Here is a 16,939-nt window from a genome sequence, read left to right on the forward strand (position 1 = left end):
AGCCTCTCCCAGCGACTACCCGTCAAACACATCACCTCCAAGGCCATGGCCGCGATCACCATCCTGATCGGATTGCTGTTCGTGGGGGGCCTCACCGGCCTGACCTCCAACCTGGAGCCCGGCGATTCCGCCCCGGCGACGCTGCCGCAGGACTCCGAGTCCGCGAAGGTCCAGCAGCTCGCCTCCGACTTCCCCGGCGGCGACCAGCTCACCGCCATCGCCGTGTTCTCCCGCGAGGACGGCGAGGCCCTCGGCCCGCAGGACATCGGCGCGGCCCAGGCCTCCGCCGAGGCCATGGCCGGCATCGAGCTGCCGGAATCGGCCCTCGAGCAGCTCGGCGACTGGCAGGGCGACAAGGCCGTCGAGCAGGTCTCCCCGGCCGTGCCGCTTGCCGACGAAGCCGCCCAGGCCGTGCTCACCCTCCCCGGCGACATCAACGGCGCCGGTCTCGCCGACTCCATCGCCGAGATGCGCGACGCCGGCAAGCAGGACCTGCCCGACGGCCTGCAGCTGCAGGTCACCGGCCCGGCCGGCTTCGCCGCCGACACCGCCTCCGCATTCGACGGCGCCAACTTCGCGCTGCTGGGCATCTCCGCCCTCGTCGTCGCGGTGCTGCTGATCCTGACCTACCGCTCCCCCATCCTGTGGCTGATCCCGCTGCTCACCGTGGCCATCGCCGACCGCGCCGCCTCGCTGCTGGTCGAGCTCGTGGCGTCGTTCACGCCGCTGCAGTTCGACTCGTCGACCTCCGGCATCATGTCCGTGCTCGTCTTCGGCGCCGGCACCAACTACGCGCTGCTGCTGATCAGCCGCTACCGCGAGGAGCTGCGCCGCCACGCCGATCACCGCGAGGCCCTGGCGAAGGCCACCCGTGCCTCGACCTCGGCGATCGTGTCGTCCAACCTCACCGTCGTCTTCGCCCTGCTGGCTCTGGCGCTGGCCGTCGTTCCGGCCTACCGCTACCTGGGCATCTCGCTGTCCATCGGCCTGCTCGTCGCCCTGGCCTTCGCGCTGTTCGTGCTGCCCGCCGCCCTGTCGCTGTGCGGCCGCGGCCTGTTCTGGCCGAAGATCCCGCGCGTGGAGGACGACAACCGCACCGCGAAGTCCTCCGGCTGGTACAAGGTCGCCGACGCCGTGGCCAAGCGCCCCGCCGCCTACCTGGCCGGCATGATCGTGCTGCTCGCGGTGCTGGGCACCGGCCTGTTCGGCGCGAACATCGGCCTGTCCACCACCGAGCAGTTCCGCACCGAGTCCGAGGCCGCCGACGGCCTGGACACCATCGCGGAGTACACCTCCGCCGGCGCCGCCTCGCCGCTGTCGGTCATCGCCCCGGCCGGATCGGCCGACACGGTCACCGAGGCCATCGAGTCCGTCGACGGCGCCACCATCCAGGGCCCGCCGACCGAGTCCAACGACGGCACGCTCACCCGCTTCACCGTGGTCACCGACTCCGAGCCCGCGACCTCCGATTCCTTCCGCGAGATCGAGGACCTGCGCGCGGCCACCCACGAGGCCGACCCGGAGGCGCTGGTCGGCGGCCAGTCCGCCCAGACGCTGGACACCCGCGACTCCACCGAGCGCGACACGCTGCTGATCGTGCCGATCATCCTGGTGGTCATCCTCTTCCTGCTGATGATCATCCTGCGCGCCGTCATCGCCCCGATCTTCCTGCTCATGGCCACGACCCTGTCGGCGGTCGCCGCACTGGGCGCCGGCGCGCTGGTCTCCGAGCACATCTTCGGCTTCCCGGCGCTCGACGTCTCCGTGCCGCTGTACTCGCTGATCTTCCTCATCGCGCTGGGCATCGACTACACCGTCTTCCTGGTGCTGCGCGCCAAGGAAGAGGCCGCCGGCTACGGCACCCGCGAGGGCATGTCCCGCGCCGTGGGCCTGACCGGCGGGGTGATCACCGCGGCCGGCATCGTCCTGGCGGCCGTCTTCGCCGTCCTCGGCGTCCTGCCGCTGATCACGCTGGGCCAGGTGGGCATCGTCGTCGGCCTGGGCATCCTGCTGGACACCTTCCTGGTGCGCACGCTGGTCGTGCCCGCCCTCTTCGACCTCCTCGGCGACCGCATGTGGTGGCCGTCGAAGCCGCCGAACGAGCGGGCGGACGCCGACAAGCAGGAGCTGGTGTCGTCGTAAAGCGGCACCGGCCCGGAAGGTAGCGGCATTCACCGGAAAAGCGCATCCTGGGTGCCATGTACCCGGACGTATATTCCGCAGACCCGCACCACCACGACGCCATGCCCCACCGCCGGGCGGGCACCTCGGGGCTGAAGCTCCCCGAGGTCTCGCTCGGCCTGTGGCACAACTTCGGCGACGACCGCCCCTTCGACGGCATGCGCGCAATCGTGCGCAGGGCCTTCGACAGGGGCGTCACGCATTTCGACCTCGCCAACAACTACGGGCCGCCGCCCGGATCCGCCGAGGAGAACTTCGGCCGACTGCTGGCCAAGGACCTGGCGCCCTACCGCGACGAGATCACCGTCACCAGCAAGGCCGGCTGGTGGATGCAGGAGGGCCCGCACGGCTTCGGCGGATCGCGCAAGTACCTCGTGGCCAGCTGCGATGCGTCGCTGAAGCGCATGGGCCTGGACTACGTCGACGTGTTCTACCACCACCGCCCCGACCCGGATACGCCGCTGGAGGAGACCATGGCGGCGCTGGACCACATCGTCCGCTCCGGCCGCGCGCTCTACGCCGGCATTTCCAGCTACTCGCCCGCGACGACGCGGCGCGCGCAGGCCATCGCCCGCGACCTGGGCACTCCCCTGGTGCTGCACCAGCCCAGCTACTCCATGTTCAACCGGTGGATCGAGCGCCCCGGCAGCGCGGGCGAAGGGGATGGCGCTGGATCGGGTGCAGGATCGGCGGCCGGCGCCAAGGCCGGCGCGGGGGCTGGCACTGAGGCCGGCGCGGCGGCGAGCTCCCCCAGCTTGCTCAACGTCGCCGCCGACGAGGGCATCGGCGTCATCGCGTTTTCCGCGCTCGCCCAGGGCCTGCTCACCGACCGCTACCTCGACGGCGTGCCGGAGCACTCCCGCCTGGGCGACGGGAAGATGGATTCCGGTTTCCTCACCGACGAGACGCTCGCCGCCATCCGCGCGCTCAACGGCATCGCCTCCGAGCGGGGCCAGACGCTGGCGCAAATGGCCATTTCGTGGGTGCTGCGCCGCCCGGAGGTCACGTCGGCGCTCATCGGCGCCAGCTCCGTCGAACAGCTCGACGCGAACCTCGATGCCGCCGGCGCCGCCGAGTTCAGCGACGAGGAGCTCGCCGCCATCGACGAGTGGGCCGTCGACCGCGGCATCAACCAGTGGGCCGGCGCGACCGAATCCGTCCGCGACTGAGCCGCCGTCTCATCCGGGCGTGCGAGCTTCCGGGCCCCGCCATAAGTGAGCCGCAGCCCCAATTGCGTGGCCGAGCACCCGCCGGGACTCCGCCTTAGTCGCATAATGCAGCCACACGCCGGGTGAACGACGGTATAACCCCAGGACCGAAAATCGTGTGGCTGCGCCATGCAACTAACTCGGCCATTGACCCGGCGCGAGTGCTTTACGACGGGCGACCTCGTGACCGGCGGCCACGTGACGGGCCGCCAAGTGACCGGCGGCCACGTGACAAGGTGGCCACGTGACAAGGTGGCCACGTGACAGGGCGGCCGCGTGACCGCCGTCACGCATAGGTGCCGCGTGCGACGAAAGCCACCAAACGCTGCATTGCGCGCAAACTTGCACCGGGTGTAGATTTGCACCTCGTGGAAGAAACAATCAACTCAGAGTGCGGGCTGCGCGAACTCAAGCGCCGCCGCACCCGGCGCAGCATCGAGGACGCGGCGATCACCCTCATCGCCGACCGCGGTTACGACGACGTCACCGTGGAGGACATCTGTGCCGCGGCCGAGATAAGCCGGCGGACGTTCTTCAACTACTTCTCGTCGAAGGACCACGCGATCTTCGGCCGCGGCCTGCTGGTCTTCGGCGACGCCGAGGCGGCGGCCTTCACCGACGCCGCGACAGGATCCGGCTCGACCCCCTACTCCGCGCTGCTCGACATCATCGAGGCGGGAGTGGCCAGTCCCTCGCTGGAGGACGATGATCTGCCCGCCGCCGAACGCGGCGAGCGGCACCGGCGGCTGCGCACGCTGCGCCGGGAGATCATCAACGCCACGCCGAGCATGCTCACCGTGTCCATGACCAGCCAAGCCGCGACGCTGCGCCGCATGCGAATGGCGGTGGCCGCGCACCTCGACGATCACCCAGGCGCGCGCCTCATGCCCGAGCTCAGCGCCGACGAGGAAGCCGGCCTGATCACCGGCCTGATCCGCGAGGCCGTATGGTTCGCCGTCTACAACGACCGCATCGGCGTCGACGGTACCCCCATCCGCGACACCGCGGAACTCTTCACCCGATTCTCGAAGGAGCTGATCAAGTGACCGCGACACCCGAATCCGCGAACGCCACCGCCACCGGCACTGCCGCCGGCGCCGGCACCACCACCGCCGACGGCACCGCCACGGCCCCCGCGGCCGGCGGCACCGCCACCGCGACGGCCACCGCGGTCACCGAGCACATCCAGGTCGTGGAGAAGAACCGCGGCGCCCTCGGGCTGATCCTCACCTCGCTGATCCTGTCGATGCTCATGAGCTCGCTGGGCCAGATGATCTTCTCCACCGCCCTGCCGACCATCGTCGGCGAACTCGGCGGCGTCCAGCACATGTCGTGGGTGATCACCGGCTTCCTGCTGGCCCAGACCATCGCCCTGCCCATCGTGGGCAAGGTCGGCGACATGATCGGCCGCAAGGGGCTGTTCCTCTTCGGCATCTCGTCGTTCATCGTCGGCTCGATCATCGGCGCTCTGGCGCAGGACATGACCCTGCTCATCGTCGCCCGCGCCGCCCAGGGCCTGGCCGCCGGCACCCTGATGGTGTCGTCGCAGGCCATCATGGCCGAGGTCGTCTCCGCCCGGGAACGCGGCAAGTACATGGGCCTGTTCGGCGCCGTGTTCGGCCTGAGCTCCGTGCTCGGCCCCGTCCTCGGCGGCTGGTTCACCGACGGCCCCGGCTGGCGCTGGGGACTGTGGATCAACGTCCCCCTCGGCCTCATCGCCCTGTTCTTCGCCTGGCGCTACCTGAGCCTGCCCAAGCGCCCCACCACCGGCGACTTCGACTGGACCGGCACCGCGCTGATGATCATCGCCACCTCGTCGCTGATCCTCATGTCCACGTGGGGCGGCACGCAGTACGCGTGGTCGTCCCCGATGATCCTCTCCCTCATCGCCATCTCGGCGGTGGCCTGGTTCCTGTTCGTGGCCGTCGAAAAGCGCGCGAAGAACCCCCTGGTGCCCATGGCCCTGTTCGCCAACCGCAACTTCGTGCTCACCACCCTCGCCGGCTTCGCCATGGGCGTCGGCATGTTCGGCACGATGGCGTACCTGCCCACCTACCTGCAGATGGTCCACGGCATGTCGCCCACCCTGGCCGGCATGATGATGATCCCCATGATGATCGGCATGCTCGGCACCTCCATCACCGTCGGCTGGATCATCAGCCGCACCGGCCACTACAAGTGGTACCCCGTCGCCGGCATGGCGCTGGTCGCCGCCGCGCTCGGCCTGATGTCGACCCTCGACCCCGGCACCCCCACCGCGGTCATCGGCGGCAACCTGTTCCTCATGGGCTTCGGCCTCGGCCTGGTCATGCAGGTGCTGGTGCTCATCGTGCAGAACTCGTTCCCCGTGCGCGTCGTGGGCACCGCCACCGCCGCGAACAACTTCTTCCGCCAGATCGGCGGCGCCGTCGGCTCGTCCGTCGTCGGCGCGATCTTCATCCACCGCATGCGGGACCTGCTGATCCAGCGGATGCCCGACGGTGCGCGGTTCTCCCCCGAGGCCGCTTCGACGCTGACGCCGGCGATCCTGGACAGCCTCCCCGGCCCCATCCACGACATCGTGGTGTCCAGCTACAACGACGGCTTTACGCCCGTGCTGCTCATGCTGGTGCCGCTGATGGCCACCGCCGCGATCATCCTGGCGTTCGTCCGCGAGGACAAGCTCAAGGAGACCGTGGAGTAGGTCCGGTCAGGCCGGAATCAGGCCGCGGGGCCGAGCCGGGCCCCGCGCTCAGGTCCGGTCAGGCCCCGACCTGGTCGGCGGCGTTGTCCAGCTTGTCCAGGACGGGCCGCACCGGGTCGCCGGATTCCTCGGCCTCCTTGATGGCGCGCTTTTCGGCGCGCTCCTCGGGCTTTTCCAGCAGCCGCTCGAGGATGATGATGTCGCGCCACTGCCCCGCCATCGGCCCGTACGTCATCTTGGCCATGTGGTGGTAGACGCCGACCTCGCGGAACCCGACCTTGCGGTGCAGCTTCAGCGACCCGACGTTTTCGGGGAACACCCACGAGTGGATGGACCAGCAGCCCTTCTCGGTCGCCTCGTCGATGAGGTGCTTGAGCAGCGCGCCGGCGATGCCCATGCCCTGCCCGTCGGGGTGGACGTAGATGGAGTCCTCGATGACGCCGCGCAGGATGTGCCGCTTGGACACGGGCGAGGCGGACGACCAGGCGAGGATCTTGGAGGGGTCGTCGTCGGACGTCGCCACGTAACACAGGTCCAGTCGCTTGAGTGCGCTGAAGCCCTCCCAGTCCGGCGCCGAGTGCTCCCACGACGCGTGCCCGGTGTCGAGGCCGATCTCGTAGATCACCTGCACCTGCGGGTAGTCCTCTTCGCGCATCAACCGGATGCTGAATCCGCGGTTTCCGTCAGCCATGTGTCCAGTCTGTCCGATTTGGCGGCCCGCGTCGAATGAATCGCTGAATTTGCTGTTCAGCGTCGCCGTTTGGGTTTGCGCGGGCCGCCTTTTCCGCGGCCGCCGGGGCCGGCGGGCTTTCCGCCCCGCTTGGCCCCCGGCTTTCCGCCGGTGCCCGCGCCTCCCTTTTCCGCTTGACGACGCGCCTGCTTCGCCAACGTTTTCTCCCGCGCCGTGAGCTTTTTCTTCGGCGCATCGTCGTCGGAAAGCGCCGAGCGGCGCGACCCTTCGCGGCGGCCGCGGACGATGCCGGCGAGCTCCTGCGTCAGTTCGTCGTCGCCGGACTTCGGCCAGGTCAGCCACAGCGTCGTCGGCGCGGTGCCGTCGGCCGGGGCGATCTCGCGGTGGGTGGTGCCGCGGGCGTTGAGGGCACGCAGCAGGGGCCGGGGCGCCAGCAGCACGCCCGCGCCGGTGGCCACGACCTGCAGCATGTCGCGCACCTCTCCCGGATCCGCCGGGTTCGCCGCGCCGCCGGAGGCGTCGAGGAGCACCGTCTCACCCTCGAGCTCCCCGCGATCGACCACGTCACCGTCCTTGAGCAGCGACAGCACGTGCTCCTTCTCTACGGCGATGCCCGGTGCTTCGTCGTAAAGCCTGATCCGGTGCAGCGCATCGTCGTCCCGGGGATCGCGCGCCAGTGCCATGTCCGCGCGGCCCGCGGCGACCTCGAGGACCGGGTCGTCCGCGGAAAAGGACGTCAGCGCCAGGCCCGTGCGCTCGCGAAAGCGGCGGAACCACTTCTCCGGCATCGCGCCCGGCACGAACGCCACCCGCAGCGCGCGGCCGGCGGCGTCAGTGGCGGCTTCCGTGCTGGTTTCGGCGGCGGGCTCGGTGTCTCCGTGGTCTCCGGGGTCGTTCGGCATGAACGCCATGCTAGTTCGCCAGTGCTACCGTGGTGCCCATGAAACCCCTGACCGCGGCCAAGAAACTGGGCATCTACCTGCCCGCGACCCCCGAAGACTTCCAGCAGTCGGACTTGAGCCACGACCAGTTCGTCGAGCTGCAGCAGAACCCGCCCGAGTGGCTCGCCGAGCTGCGCCGCACCGGACCGCACCCGCGGCCCGAGGTGGCCCGGCGACTGGGCATCACCATCACCGCGCTGAAGTCCAACGATATGGACAAGCCGCTGACCACCGACGACATCAAGGCATTGCTCGCCGACCAGCCCGACTGGCTGCGCGCGGCGCGGACGTCGATGGCCGAGCAGCGCGCCGGCGCGGCCGAGCGGGAGGACGGGGGCGCGCAGTGACCCCCGTCGCGCTTGCCCACGACGTTCATCCCGCCACCGCCACCGCCACCGGCGAGGGCGCCGGTGCCGGTTCCGGAGCGCGCGGCGAGGCGCCGACGGCGATCCTGCTCGGTTCGCTGGGCGCCTCGCGCGACATGTGGGACCCGCAGGTCGAGGCGTTGGCGGGCGCGGCGCGGATCGTCACCGTCGACCTGCGCGGCCACGGCGAGTCCCCCGCCCCGACCGGCGAATACGCGATGGGCGATCTGGCCGACGACGTGCTGGCGCTGATGGATTCGCTGGGCATCGACCGGGCGCATCTGGTCGGCCTGTCGCTCGGCGGGGCCGTGGCGCAGACGATCGCGCTCGAGCACCCGGAGCGCCTGCACACCCTGACGCTCATCTCCACCGCCCCGAAGTTCGGCGAGACGGAGACGTGGCTGGACAAGGCTGACACGGTCCGTGCGGAGGGCACCGGCGCCCTCGCCGACACGGTCGTGGGCAATTGGTTCACCGACGAGTGCTTCGACGCCAACCCCGCGCTGCCCCGCCGCTTCGCTGAGGGCATCCGCACCACCTCCGACGACGGCTACGCCGGCTGCTGCCACGCCATCGCCGGGTTCGATTCCCGCGAACGGCTGGCCGACATCGCCGTGCCCACCCACGTCATCGCGGGCGAGGAAGACACCTCGACCCCACTTGACGTGGTCACGTCGCTTTACGACGCCATCCCCCACGCCGACCTCACCACCATTTCGCCGGCGAAGCACCTGGTGAACATCGAGAAGGCGGAGCAGGTCAACCGCGTCCTCGCCCAGCACTGGGGCCTCTAGCCGGAAGCTCCGCGCCGGGACCCTGTCGACGAGTGTGCGGCCCGGGGCCCCAGTCGCACACTCGTCGAATGTGCAGCCCCGCCGGCTGCCACGAGTGTGCGGTACAGGGCCCCAGGCGCACACTCGTCAGATGTGCAGCCCGCTCGCATGGCGCCGCGCGGCCGGTGCAACGCAAAAAGCGAGGCGGCCATCCTGTTCCAAGGGATGGCCGCCTCGCTCTTCGTGTGCAATTGGAGGTTGCGTGTGACTGACTGTCGTGACTGTCGTGGCAGTTGACCACTGAGCGTCACGATAATCCCCGACCTGCGGCGACGCGATTAAAACAACGACACACTTGCGTTAATCACCCCCGCGGACGACGAGCGAACGCCCGGACGGGCCGCCCATCACCGCAGGTGAACGCGACTTTTTTAGGCTGCCCTAAGTTAGGGTAACCACTCCCTAGCGGGGGTAGCGCACGCATTAACGAAACGTCCCCCACCTGCATGTTCCCGCGCAAAAGTGCCGAGTCGCCAGGGCCGAACCCAGCACACCGGGCCCGGGAAGGCGTCACTCACCCACCCCTCAAAACATGAGGAACCCCTCCGAGATTGCAAAAATGGGGGCAATGTCACGGCAACTGGTGGCCTCCGTCACATATTTATGCATAATGGTTGAGACAGACATACCGGCGAGCGGAGCGCACCCCGCGCCCCCTCCCGGACTCGAGATTCACAGCCGAGCCACGAGGAGACACCCATGAAGGACTTCCTGCCCCGCACCCACTTCTCCGAAGAGCACGAGATGTTCCGCGACATGGTCCGCGGCTTCGTCGAGAAGGAGATCACCCCCAACGTCGAGCGCTGGCACGAGGCGGGCATGCCCGACCGCGAGATCTTCAAGAAGGCCGGCGAGCTCGGCCTGATCGGCATGTCCACGCCGGAGGAGTACGGCGGCGGCGGCGAGATGGACTTCCGCTACAACCAGGTCCTCAATGAGGAGCTCACGCAGTCCGACTGCGGCTCGATCGTCGTGTCCTTTGGGACCCTCAACGATCTCTGCGCCCCGTACCTGGCCAAGTTCGGCAACGAGGACCAGAAGCAGAAGTACCTGGCGGGCATGAACGCCGGCGACCTCATCGGCTGCCTGGCCATGACCGAGCCGGGCGCGGGCTCCGACCTGGCCGGCATGCGCACCTTCGCCAAGCGCGACGGCGACGACTGGATCCTCAACGGCACGAAGATCTTCATCTCCAACGGCATGCTGTCGGACTTCGCGCTGGTCGCGGCGATCACCGACCCGTCGAAGGGCCGCGCCGGCGTGTCCATGTTCATCGTGGACACCGGCCTGGAGGGCTACACCAAGTCGGGCCCGCTGAAGAAGGTCGGCCTGAAGGCGCAGGACACGGCGGAGCTCAACTTCGACAATGTCCGCGTCCCGGGCGCGAACCTGCTGGGCGAGGAGGGTGCCGCGTTCGGTTACCTCCGCACGAACCTGGCCCACGAGCGCCTGACGCTGGCGGTCGGCTCCGTCGCCGCCTCGCGCCGCGCGTGGACGCTGACGTACAAGTACTCGCAGGAGCGCGAGACGTTCGGCAAGCCGCTGATCCAGCACCAGGTCCACGGCCACTACCTGGCGGACATCGCCACGCGCATCACGTCGATGCAGGCGTTCGTCGACCAGTGCGTGATGGCGCACAACGCCGGCGAGCTCGACGAGACCGCGGCGTCGATGGCGAAGTTCTGGACCACCGAGGAGCAGCAGGACATCGTCACGCGCTGCCTGCAGATGTTCGGCGGTTACGGCTTCATGCTCGAGTACCCGATTTCCACGCATTACCTGGACACGAAGGTGCAGACCATTTACGGCGGCACCAACGAGATCATGAAGGAGATCATCTTCCGCCGCATCGCCAAGGGCGGCGCCGCGTAGGTTCCGCTCCCCGGCGGGCGCCGGCGCTCCTCCTGGCCCGGTTCCCGCGGCACGGTGTCAGTGCCTTTCGCATTTTCGCTTGACGACGGCCCGCTCCCCTCGTGGGAGCGGGCCTTCGCCATGGGTGCGGAGTGGGAGTGGAGCGGAGAGTGCGACGGCGGTCGCCGGTACCCTCTGTGCCATGCCGACTTCGCCGACGACCGACGACACCCGCGACGACGCCCCCGGTGCGACGCCCGTGCTCGCGTCCGAATCCCGGGCCACCATCACGGATCGCGGTTCCGCCACGGTCAACGTCGGCGGCCGCTCGGTCCGCGTACTCGCCGCCCTGGGCGCTGCGCTTGCGACGTTCCTGATCATCGGGCTGCCCACGGACATCGTGCCCAACCCGATCTTCGGCCGCGATGTGCCGGTGCGCCCGTGGGAGCTGCCCGTCCTCGTGACGACCTCCGTATTGACGGGCCTCTACTTCGGCCTGCAGCGGCCCGGTTCAGAGAAGTCGGCGCCGGCGATCGGGGGCGCGGGCCTCGCCATGTTCGCCGTCGCATGCCCGGTGTGCAACAAGATCGTGCTGCTGGCGCTGGGCACGTCCGGTGCGCTGGGTTTCTGGCAGCCGCTGCAGCCCTTCCTCGCGGCGATCTCGCTGGCGGCGCTGCTCGCGGCGGTCATCTGGGCGTGGCGGCGCAATCCCTGCGCCGATGACACCTGCGCCGTCAGCTGAGGGGCACGTCCACACTCACTGAGGCACCGACTGACGCACCGGCCGCCTTTCCGGCACGCTTCCCCCTACCGCCCCGTGAACTCCGGGGCGCGCTTGTTCAGGAAGGCGTCGACGGCCTCCTTGTGATCCTCGGTGACCACCAGCCGCTTCTGCGCCCCCGACTCGCGGTCGGCGATGGCCAACATCGCCGAGGCATCCCGCACGAGCGCCTTGATCTCGCGGTACGACCCCGTCGGCCCCGACGCCAGCTTCCGCGCGAACGCCTCGGCGGCGTCGTCGGCATCGTCCCCGTCGACGACCTGCGTCACCAAACCCAACTCGAAAGCCTGCTCGGCCTTGATGGGCGAGTCGTCGTAAAGCAACTGCAATGCCTTCGCCGGGCCGACCAGCTGCGGCAGCAGGTAGCTGATGCCGCAATCCGTCGCCAGTCCGATCGACGGGAACGCGGCCTTGAACGACGCCGACCGCGCCGCCACCCGGAAATCGCAGTTCAGCGCCAGCGACCAGCCCGCTCCCGCCGCCGCGCCATTGACCGCCGCGACCACCGGCACCGGGATCGCCGCCAGCGCCGCGACCATCGGGTTGTACTCGACGTCGACCTTGTCCATCGCCGACGCGTCGCCCATCTCCCCCAGGTGCTCCTTCAGGTCCTGGCCCGTGCAGAACACCTTCTTGCCGCCCTTGAGCAGCACCGCGCGCACGGGGCCGTCGGCGTCCGGGTCATCGCTTTCGGGCTTGACGACGCATTTGTCCGCCGCCTCCTCGAACGCCGCCCGAAGTTCCAGGCGCAGGGCCCTGTTCAGGGAGTTGTGGCCCTCGGGGCGGTCGATGGCGATGGTCAGCAGGCCGGCGTCGCGGGTGACGGAGACGAATTCCATGGCCCCCAAATTACCCGGCGCGCGCGGCGGCCGGGCGCGAATGGTGCGGCCGGAGCCGGCGGCGCGGGCGCCGCGGGCGGCGCGTGCCCCTCCCCGGGCGCACAAAAAGATGCCGGGTGAACAGTTAGAAGCGGCACACCACTTCTATCTGTTCACCCGGCATCTATCTGCGTGCGGGTTCCTCGACGGCGCCAGGTCGCGACGTCATGAGGCGCCAACGCCCGGCTGCGACGCCCGGCGGCGGCTCGAAAGCCTTAGACGATGGTCCAGTCCTCGAGGCCGTCGTACAGCGGGAAGTCCTCGGCGAGCTTGGCCACGCGGGCGCGCAGGGCCTGAGTGTCGGCGTTCTTGCCGGCGGCCAGGGCGGTGCCGATGATGTCGGCGACCTCGCCGAACGCCTTCTCGTCGAAGCCGCGGGTGGCCAGCGCCGGGGTGCCGATGCGCAGGCCCGAGGTGACCATCGGCGGGCGCGGGTCGAACGGCACGGCGTTGCGGTTGACGGTGATGCCGACCTCGTGGAGCAGGTCCTCGGCCTCCTGGCCGTTCATCTCCGAGTTGCGCAGGTCGGCCAGCACCAGGTGGACGTCGGTGCCGCCGGTCAGGACGTCGACGCCGGCGTCCTTGCAGTCGGAGGCGGTGAGGCGCTCGGCGAGCAGGCGGGCACCGGTGAGGGTGCGCTCCTGGCGCTCCTTGAACTGCTCCGTGCCGGCGATCTTCAGGGCCACGGCCTTGGCGGCGATGGCGTGCATCAGCGGCCCGCCCTGCTGGCCCGGGAAGACGGCGGAGTTGAGCTTCTTGGCGTAGTCCTGCTTGGCCAGGATCATGCCGGAGCGCGGGCCGCCCAGGGTCTTGTGCACGGTGGTGGACACGACGTCGGAGGCGGCGACGGGCGACGGGTGCAGGCCGGCGGCGACGAGGCCGGCGAAGTGCGCCATGTCGGTCCACAGCTTCGCGCCGACCTCGTCGGCGATGGAGCGGAACGCGTCGAAGTCGAGGTGGCGCGGGTAGGCCGACCAGCCGGCGATGATGACGTCCGGCTTCTCCGCCAGCGCCTGCTCGCGCACCTTGTCCATGTCCACGCGCATGGTGTCGGGGTCCACGCCGTAGGCGCCGACCTCGTAGAGCTTGCCGGAGAAGTTCAGCTTCATGCCGTGGGTCAGGTGGCCGCCGTGGGCCAGATCCAGGCCGAGGATGCGGTCGCCGGCGTTGATCAGCGCGTGCAGCACGGCGGCGTTGGCCTGGGCGCCGGCGTGCGGCTGGACGTTGGCGAACTCGGCGCCGAAGAGTTCCTTGGCGCGGTCGCGGGCGAGGTCCTCGACGACGTCGACGTTTTCGCAGCCGCCGTAGTAGCGGCGGCCGGGGTAGCCCTCGGCGTACTTGTTGGTCAGCACCGATCCCTGCGCCTGCAGGACGGCGCGGGGGACGAAGTTCTCGCTGGCGATCATCTCCAGCGTGTCGCGCTGGCGGGCGAGTTCGCCGGCCATGGCCTCGGCGACTGCCGGGTCGAGCTCGCTGAGGGACTGGTAGCGGACGTCATCGCTGGGAGTACCGGTCATGGGTGGCCAACAACCTTTCGAAAGGAAGCTACGGGTTCGAAAGGCCATCGTAGTCCCCCACCCCCGACCGGGCCGATTCGGTACCTGGCGCCGCCCCCGGTGCCCGGTTTCCGGGCCCCACGCGCCTGCTTTGCGACGCCCCGCCGCCCGCTCCCCCCGTCCCCCGATCCGGCTGCGGCCTAGAACACGATCCAGCCGACGGCGCCGGCCGACAGCACCACGGCCCAGGCGGGGAGCTTGAAGGTGGTCAGTGCGGCCAGCGCGACGACGGCGACGACGAAGGTGCCGGGCCCCGAGATGCCGTGAGTCCACACCGGGTCGTAGAACGCGGCGGCCAGCAGGCCGACGACGGCGGCGTTGATGGCGGCGACCGCGCCGCGGGCCTTCGGGTTCGCCGCCTGCTTGGCCCACACCGGCATGACGGCGATGAGCAGCAGCATCGATGGCAGGAAGATCGCCAGCGTCGCGACCAGCGCACCGAGCACCCCGGCCTCGGCCATGCCGAGATAGGAGGCGAAGGTGAACAGCGGGCCGGGCACCGCCTGGGCCAGGCCGTATCCGGCGAGGAAGGTGTCGGCGTCGACGGCGCCGGGGACCAGGCCGCCCTCGAGCAGCGGCAGCACCACGTGGCCGCCGCCGAAGACCAGCGCACCGGCCCAGTAGTAGGTGCCCCACCACTGCGCCGCGGCGATGGCCAGGATCACCGCGAAGGCGACGGCCGCGGCGATCGACGCCCACGCCGGCACCGCATAGGCGAGGTGCGCGGGCTGTGCCGACTGCTTTTCGGCCTCTTCGTCGGCCCCATCGCCACGGTCACCACCCCGATCACCGCCGCGGATCATCGCCAGCCCGATCAGCCCGGCCACGACGATCGCGCCGACCTGCGCCCACACTCCCCACGTGCCCGGGGCGAGCAGCGTCGCCGCCATGGCGCCGACGGCCACCGCCGCGGTCAATCGGGACGTCACCAGATTCTTGGCCATCCCCCACAGCGCGACGGCCACGACGGCGACGGCCGCCGCCTTCAACCCCGCGATCGGACCACCCAGATCGCCGAAGTACGCCACTCCAACGGCGGCGAGGGCAAGGACGACGGCGGAGGGCGTCGTAAAGCCGATGAAGGCCGTAAGCATGCCCGGCAGCCCGGCGCGGCGCCAGCCCAAGGCCATGCCGACCTGCGACGACGCAGGCCCGGGGAGGAACTGGCACAGCGCGACGACGTCGGCGTACTCGGAATCGGTGAGCCACTTGCGCTTGCCCACGAACTCCTCGCGGAAGTAGCCCAGGTGCGCGACGGGCCCGCCGAAGGACGTCAGCCCCAGCAGCCCGAACGCGGAGAACACCTCGCCGACCGAGCCCCGTTCGGGTGCCGTACCGCCTGCAATGTCCTCGCGCTCCCTTTCGACCATGGGGGAAATGTTATGGCACCCGGTCTTCCCGCGCAGTACGCCCGGTTGGCATGATGGGGCCATGACCCGCGCGCAGGCACCCGGCCCCTACCTGGAGTTCGACAGGCGGCAGTGGCGCGAACTGCGCAAGTCGATGCCCCAGGTGCTCACCGCGGAGGAGGCCGAGCGGCTCTCCGGCATCGGCGAAAACATCGACCTCGACGAGGTCGCCGAGGTCTACCTGCCGCTGTCGCGCCTGATCCACCTGCGCGTGCAGGCCCACCGCGAGCTCAACCGCACCACCGCGACGTTCCTCGGCGAGGAGTACCACGGCGTGCCGTTCATCATCGGCGTCGCCGGGTCGGTGGCCGTGGGCAAGTCCACCACCGCCCGCCTGCTGCAGGTGCTGCTGGAGCGCTGGGACACCAACCCGCGCGTGGACCTGATCACCACCGACGGCTTCCTGCACCCGTCCGCCGAGCTCAACCGGCGGGGCATCATGAACCGCAAGGGTTTCCCCGAGTCGTACGACCAGCGCGGGCTCATGCGCTTCGTCACCTCGGTCAAGGCAGGCGTGCGCGAGGTCAAGGCCCCCGTCTACTCGCACACCGCCTACGACCGCGTGCCGGGCGAGTTCGAGATCGTCGACCAGCCGGACATCCTCATCGTCGAGGGCCTCAACGTCCTGCAGACCGGCCCGATGCTCATGGTCTCCGACCTCTTCGACTTCTCCGTCTACGTCGACGCCCGCCGCGAGGACATCGAGCGCTGGTACATCGAGCGCTTCCTCAAGCTGCGCCACACCGCGTTCCGGGCGCCGGGCGCGCACTTCTCCGAGTACGCCGGATTGGACGACGTCGCCGCGACCGTCGAGGCCCGCCGCATCTGGCAGACCGTCAACCTGCCCAATCTCATGGAGAACATCCTGCCCACCCGCGTGCGCGCCTCGCTGGTGCTGCGCAAGTCCAGCGATCACACCATCGACCGCGTGCGCATGCGCAAGCTTTAGGGCGCTTTACGACGCCCCACGCTACTCCCCGTCGGCCCCTCCGAGCCACGCGACGAGCGCATCGAGTTCGGCGAAATCGACGCGGTCGGTGTCGACGCCGTAGGCCTCCACCATCTGCACCTCGTTGGCCGACGGGTTCTTCTTGCCCTTGATCATCCGCGTCATGGTCCACAGCACCGCGCGGTGCTTGCGCGACATGACCGAAAACAGCATGCGCCCCGGCAGGTAGTGGCGGTGGACGCGGTCGGCGACGTCGTCGAGCGCGGCGCGGGCCGGGTCCTTCTCGCGGACCTCCTCCAGCAGCGTCATGCCGACCACCGCCAGCGCCACCTTCCGGTCGGGGTACTGGCGGGCGGCGGACTTCATCAGATTCGCCCCGCCGAACGTGCCGGCGTAGTTCGGGGTGAACACGACCAGCGGCGCATCCGGCCGCTCGGCCAGCACCGCATCGAGTTCATCCGTGGAGTGGGACGACTCCCCGTGCTCCCCGCCGACGAGCAATCCCCCGGTGCGGCGGGCGAACTCCGCCGCATAATCCGTCGTCGAACCGTAGCGGGTGTTCGACACGACGACGATGGGCTGGGCCGGTGTGGTGTTGGACATGAGCCCAATT

General features: G+C 69.7%; 15 protein-coding genes. 9 read left to right on the plus strand and 6 right to left on the minus strand.

Translation table 11 applies throughout. The annotated features are described in order from the left end of the window. The first annotated feature begins 45 nt into the window (after window positions 1-45). The 4 genes from ACFWGD_RS04730 to ACFWGD_RS04745 all read left to right on the plus strand — a co-directional run bounded on the left by ACFWGD_RS04730 (window position 46) and on the right by ACFWGD_RS04745 (window position 6,072). Complete coding sequence (locus ACFWGD_RS04730; RefSeq protein WP_377777416.1) at window positions 46-2,142, plus strand: MMPL family transporter; 2,097 nt, start codon at window positions 46-48, stop codon at window positions 2,140-2,142. Window positions 2,143-2,198: 56 nt separating this feature from the next. Continuing rightward, on the plus strand, window positions 2,199-3,350 hold the full coding sequence (locus tag ACFWGD_RS04735; protein WP_377777417.1) for an aldo/keto reductase: 1,152 nt from the start codon (window positions 2,199-2,201) through the stop codon (window positions 3,348-3,350). A gap of 407 nt (window positions 3,351-3,757) precedes the next feature. Further along, complete coding sequence (locus ACFWGD_RS04740; RefSeq protein ID WP_377777418.1) at window positions 3,758-4,435, plus strand: helix-turn-helix domain-containing protein; 678 nt, start codon at window positions 3,758-3,760, stop codon at window positions 4,433-4,435. Next, window positions 4,432-6,072 (plus strand): MDR family MFS transporter, encoded by a 1,641-nt coding sequence (locus tag ACFWGD_RS04745; protein WP_377777419.1) that lies wholly within the window; start codon window positions 4,432-4,434, stop codon window positions 6,070-6,072. Before ACFWGD_RS04740 ends, ACFWGD_RS04745 begins: the two co-directional genes overlap by 4 nt. 58 nt (window positions 6,073-6,130) lie before the next feature. Here ACFWGD_RS04745 and ACFWGD_RS04750 read toward each other — a convergent pair whose 3' ends face one another. Together ACFWGD_RS04750 and ACFWGD_RS04755 are read right to left on the minus strand one after the other, a co-directional pair. Beyond that, the gene (locus tag ACFWGD_RS04750) at window positions 6,131-6,763 is read right to left on the minus strand and encodes a GNAT family N-acetyltransferase (protein ID WP_377777420.1); all 633 of its coding nucleotides are present in this window, start codon (window positions 6,761-6,763) and stop codon (window positions 6,131-6,133) included. A gap of 56 nt (window positions 6,764-6,819) precedes the next feature. Beyond that, complete coding sequence (locus tag ACFWGD_RS04755) at window positions 6,820-7,665, minus strand: LysR substrate-binding domain-containing protein (RefSeq protein WP_377777421.1); 846 nt, start codon at window positions 7,663-7,665, stop codon at window positions 6,820-6,822. A gap of 38 nt (window positions 7,666-7,703) precedes the next feature. Here ACFWGD_RS04755 and ACFWGD_RS04760 point away from each other — a divergent pair, with 38 nt between their 5' ends. The 4 genes from ACFWGD_RS04760 (at window position 7,704) to ACFWGD_RS04775 (ending at window position 11,495) form a co-directional block, all read left to right on the plus strand. Then, complete coding sequence (locus ACFWGD_RS04760; RefSeq protein WP_377777422.1) at window positions 7,704-8,051, plus strand: DUF5997 family protein; 348 nt, start codon at window positions 7,704-7,706, stop codon at window positions 8,049-8,051. After that, window positions 8,048-8,863: a 3-oxoadipate enol-lactonase gene (gene pcaD, locus ACFWGD_RS04765; protein WP_377777423.1), complete on the plus strand. Its 816-nt coding sequence runs from the start codon at window positions 8,048-8,050 to the stop codon at window positions 8,861-8,863. Before ACFWGD_RS04760 ends, pcaD begins: the two co-directional genes overlap by 4 nt. Before the next feature lie 738 nt (window positions 8,864-9,601). Further along, window positions 9,602-10,774 (plus strand): acyl-CoA dehydrogenase family protein, encoded by a 1,173-nt coding sequence (locus ACFWGD_RS04770; RefSeq protein WP_377777424.1) that lies wholly within the window; start codon window positions 9,602-9,604, stop codon window positions 10,772-10,774. A gap of 181 nt (window positions 10,775-10,955) precedes the next feature. Then, window positions 10,956-11,495 (plus strand): hypothetical protein, encoded by a 540-nt coding sequence (locus ACFWGD_RS04775; protein ID WP_377777425.1) that lies wholly within the window; start codon window positions 10,956-10,958, stop codon window positions 11,493-11,495. A gap of 65 nt (window positions 11,496-11,560) precedes the next feature. Here the strand turns inward: ACFWGD_RS04775 and ACFWGD_RS04780 are convergent, their stop codons facing one another. The 3 genes from ACFWGD_RS04780 to chrA all read right to left on the minus strand — a co-directional run bounded on the left by ACFWGD_RS04780 (window position 11,561) and on the right by chrA (window position 15,338). Next, on the minus strand, window positions 11,561-12,373 hold the full coding sequence (locus tag ACFWGD_RS04780; protein WP_377777426.1) for an enoyl-CoA hydratase-related protein: 813 nt from the start codon (window positions 12,371-12,373) through the stop codon (window positions 11,561-11,563). 254 nt (window positions 12,374-12,627) lie between these two features. Continuing rightward, window positions 12,628-13,929 carry a serine hydroxymethyltransferase gene (gene glyA, locus ACFWGD_RS04785; protein ID WP_377777427.1) on the minus strand — a complete coding sequence of 434 codons (1,302 nt, stop codon included), beginning with the start codon at window positions 13,927-13,929 and terminating at the stop codon, window positions 12,628-12,630. 179 nt (window positions 13,930-14,108) lie between these two features. After that, window positions 14,109-15,338, minus strand: a complete 1,230-nt coding sequence (gene chrA / locus ACFWGD_RS04790; RefSeq protein ID WP_377777429.1) for a chromate efflux transporter — start codon at window positions 15,336-15,338, stop codon at window positions 14,109-14,111. 61 nt (window positions 15,339-15,399) lie between these two features. Between chrA and coaA the strand changes: the two genes are divergently transcribed. Continuing rightward, on the plus strand, window positions 15,400-16,326 hold the full coding sequence (gene coaA, locus ACFWGD_RS04795; RefSeq protein WP_377777431.1) for a type I pantothenate kinase: 927 nt from the start codon (window positions 15,400-15,402) through the stop codon (window positions 16,324-16,326). A gap of 21 nt (window positions 16,327-16,347) precedes the next feature. Here the strand turns inward: coaA and ACFWGD_RS04800 are convergent, their stop codons facing one another. After that, window positions 16,348-16,929: a hypothetical protein gene (locus tag ACFWGD_RS04800; RefSeq protein ID WP_377777432.1), complete on the minus strand. Its 582-nt coding sequence runs from the start codon at window positions 16,927-16,929 to the stop codon at window positions 16,348-16,350. Window positions 16,930-16,939 lie beyond the last annotated feature (10 nt).

This window comes from Corynebacterium sp. NPDC060344 (assembly GCF_042725215.1).
Taxonomy (GTDB): domain Bacteria; phylum Actinomycetota; class Actinomycetes; order Mycobacteriales; family Mycobacteriaceae; genus Corynebacterium.

Excerpts from the sequence above, each read along its gene's own strand:
- ACFWGD_RS04730 (WP_377777416.1), top strand. The coding sequence starts at position 46 with ATGGCCGCGATCACCATCCTGATCGGATTGCTGTTCGTGGGGGGCCTC.
- ACFWGD_RS04735 (WP_377777417.1), top strand. The coding sequence starts at position 2,199 with ATGTACCCGGACGTATATTCCGCAGACCCGCACCACCACGACGCCATG.
- ACFWGD_RS04750 (WP_377777420.1), bottom strand. The coding sequence starts at position 6,763 with ATGGCTGACGGAAACCGCGGATTCAGCATCCGGTTGATGCGCGAAGAG.
- ACFWGD_RS04755 (WP_377777421.1), bottom strand. The coding sequence starts at position 7,665 with ATGCCGAACGACCCCGGAGACCACGGAGACACCGAGCCCGCCGCCGAA.
- ACFWGD_RS04760 (WP_377777422.1), top strand. The coding sequence starts at position 7,704 with ATGAAACCCCTGACCGCGGCCAAGAAACTGGGCATCTACCTGCCCGCG.
- ACFWGD_RS04770 (WP_377777424.1), top strand. The coding sequence starts at position 9,602 with ATGAAGGACTTCCTGCCCCGCACCCACTTCTCCGAAGAGCACGAGATG.
- ACFWGD_RS04775 (WP_377777425.1), top strand. The coding sequence starts at position 10,956 with ATGCCGACTTCGCCGACGACCGACGACACCCGCGACGACGCCCCCGGT.
- ACFWGD_RS04780 (WP_377777426.1), bottom strand. The coding sequence starts at position 12,373 with ATGGAATTCGTCTCCGTCACCCGCGACGCCGGCCTGCTGACCATCGCC.
- glyA (WP_377777427.1), bottom strand. The coding sequence starts at position 13,929 with ATGACCGGTACTCCCAGCGATGACGTCCGCTACCAGTCCCTCAGCGAG.
- chrA (WP_377777429.1), bottom strand. The coding sequence starts at position 15,338 with ATGGTCGAAAGGGAGCGCGAGGACATTGCAGGCGGTACGGCACCCGAA.
- coaA (WP_377777431.1), top strand. The coding sequence starts at position 15,400 with ATGACCCGCGCGCAGGCACCCGGCCCCTACCTGGAGTTCGACAGGCGG.
- ACFWGD_RS04800 (WP_377777432.1), bottom strand. The coding sequence starts at position 16,929 with ATGTCCAACACCACACCGGCCCAGCCCATCGTCGTCGTGTCGAACACC.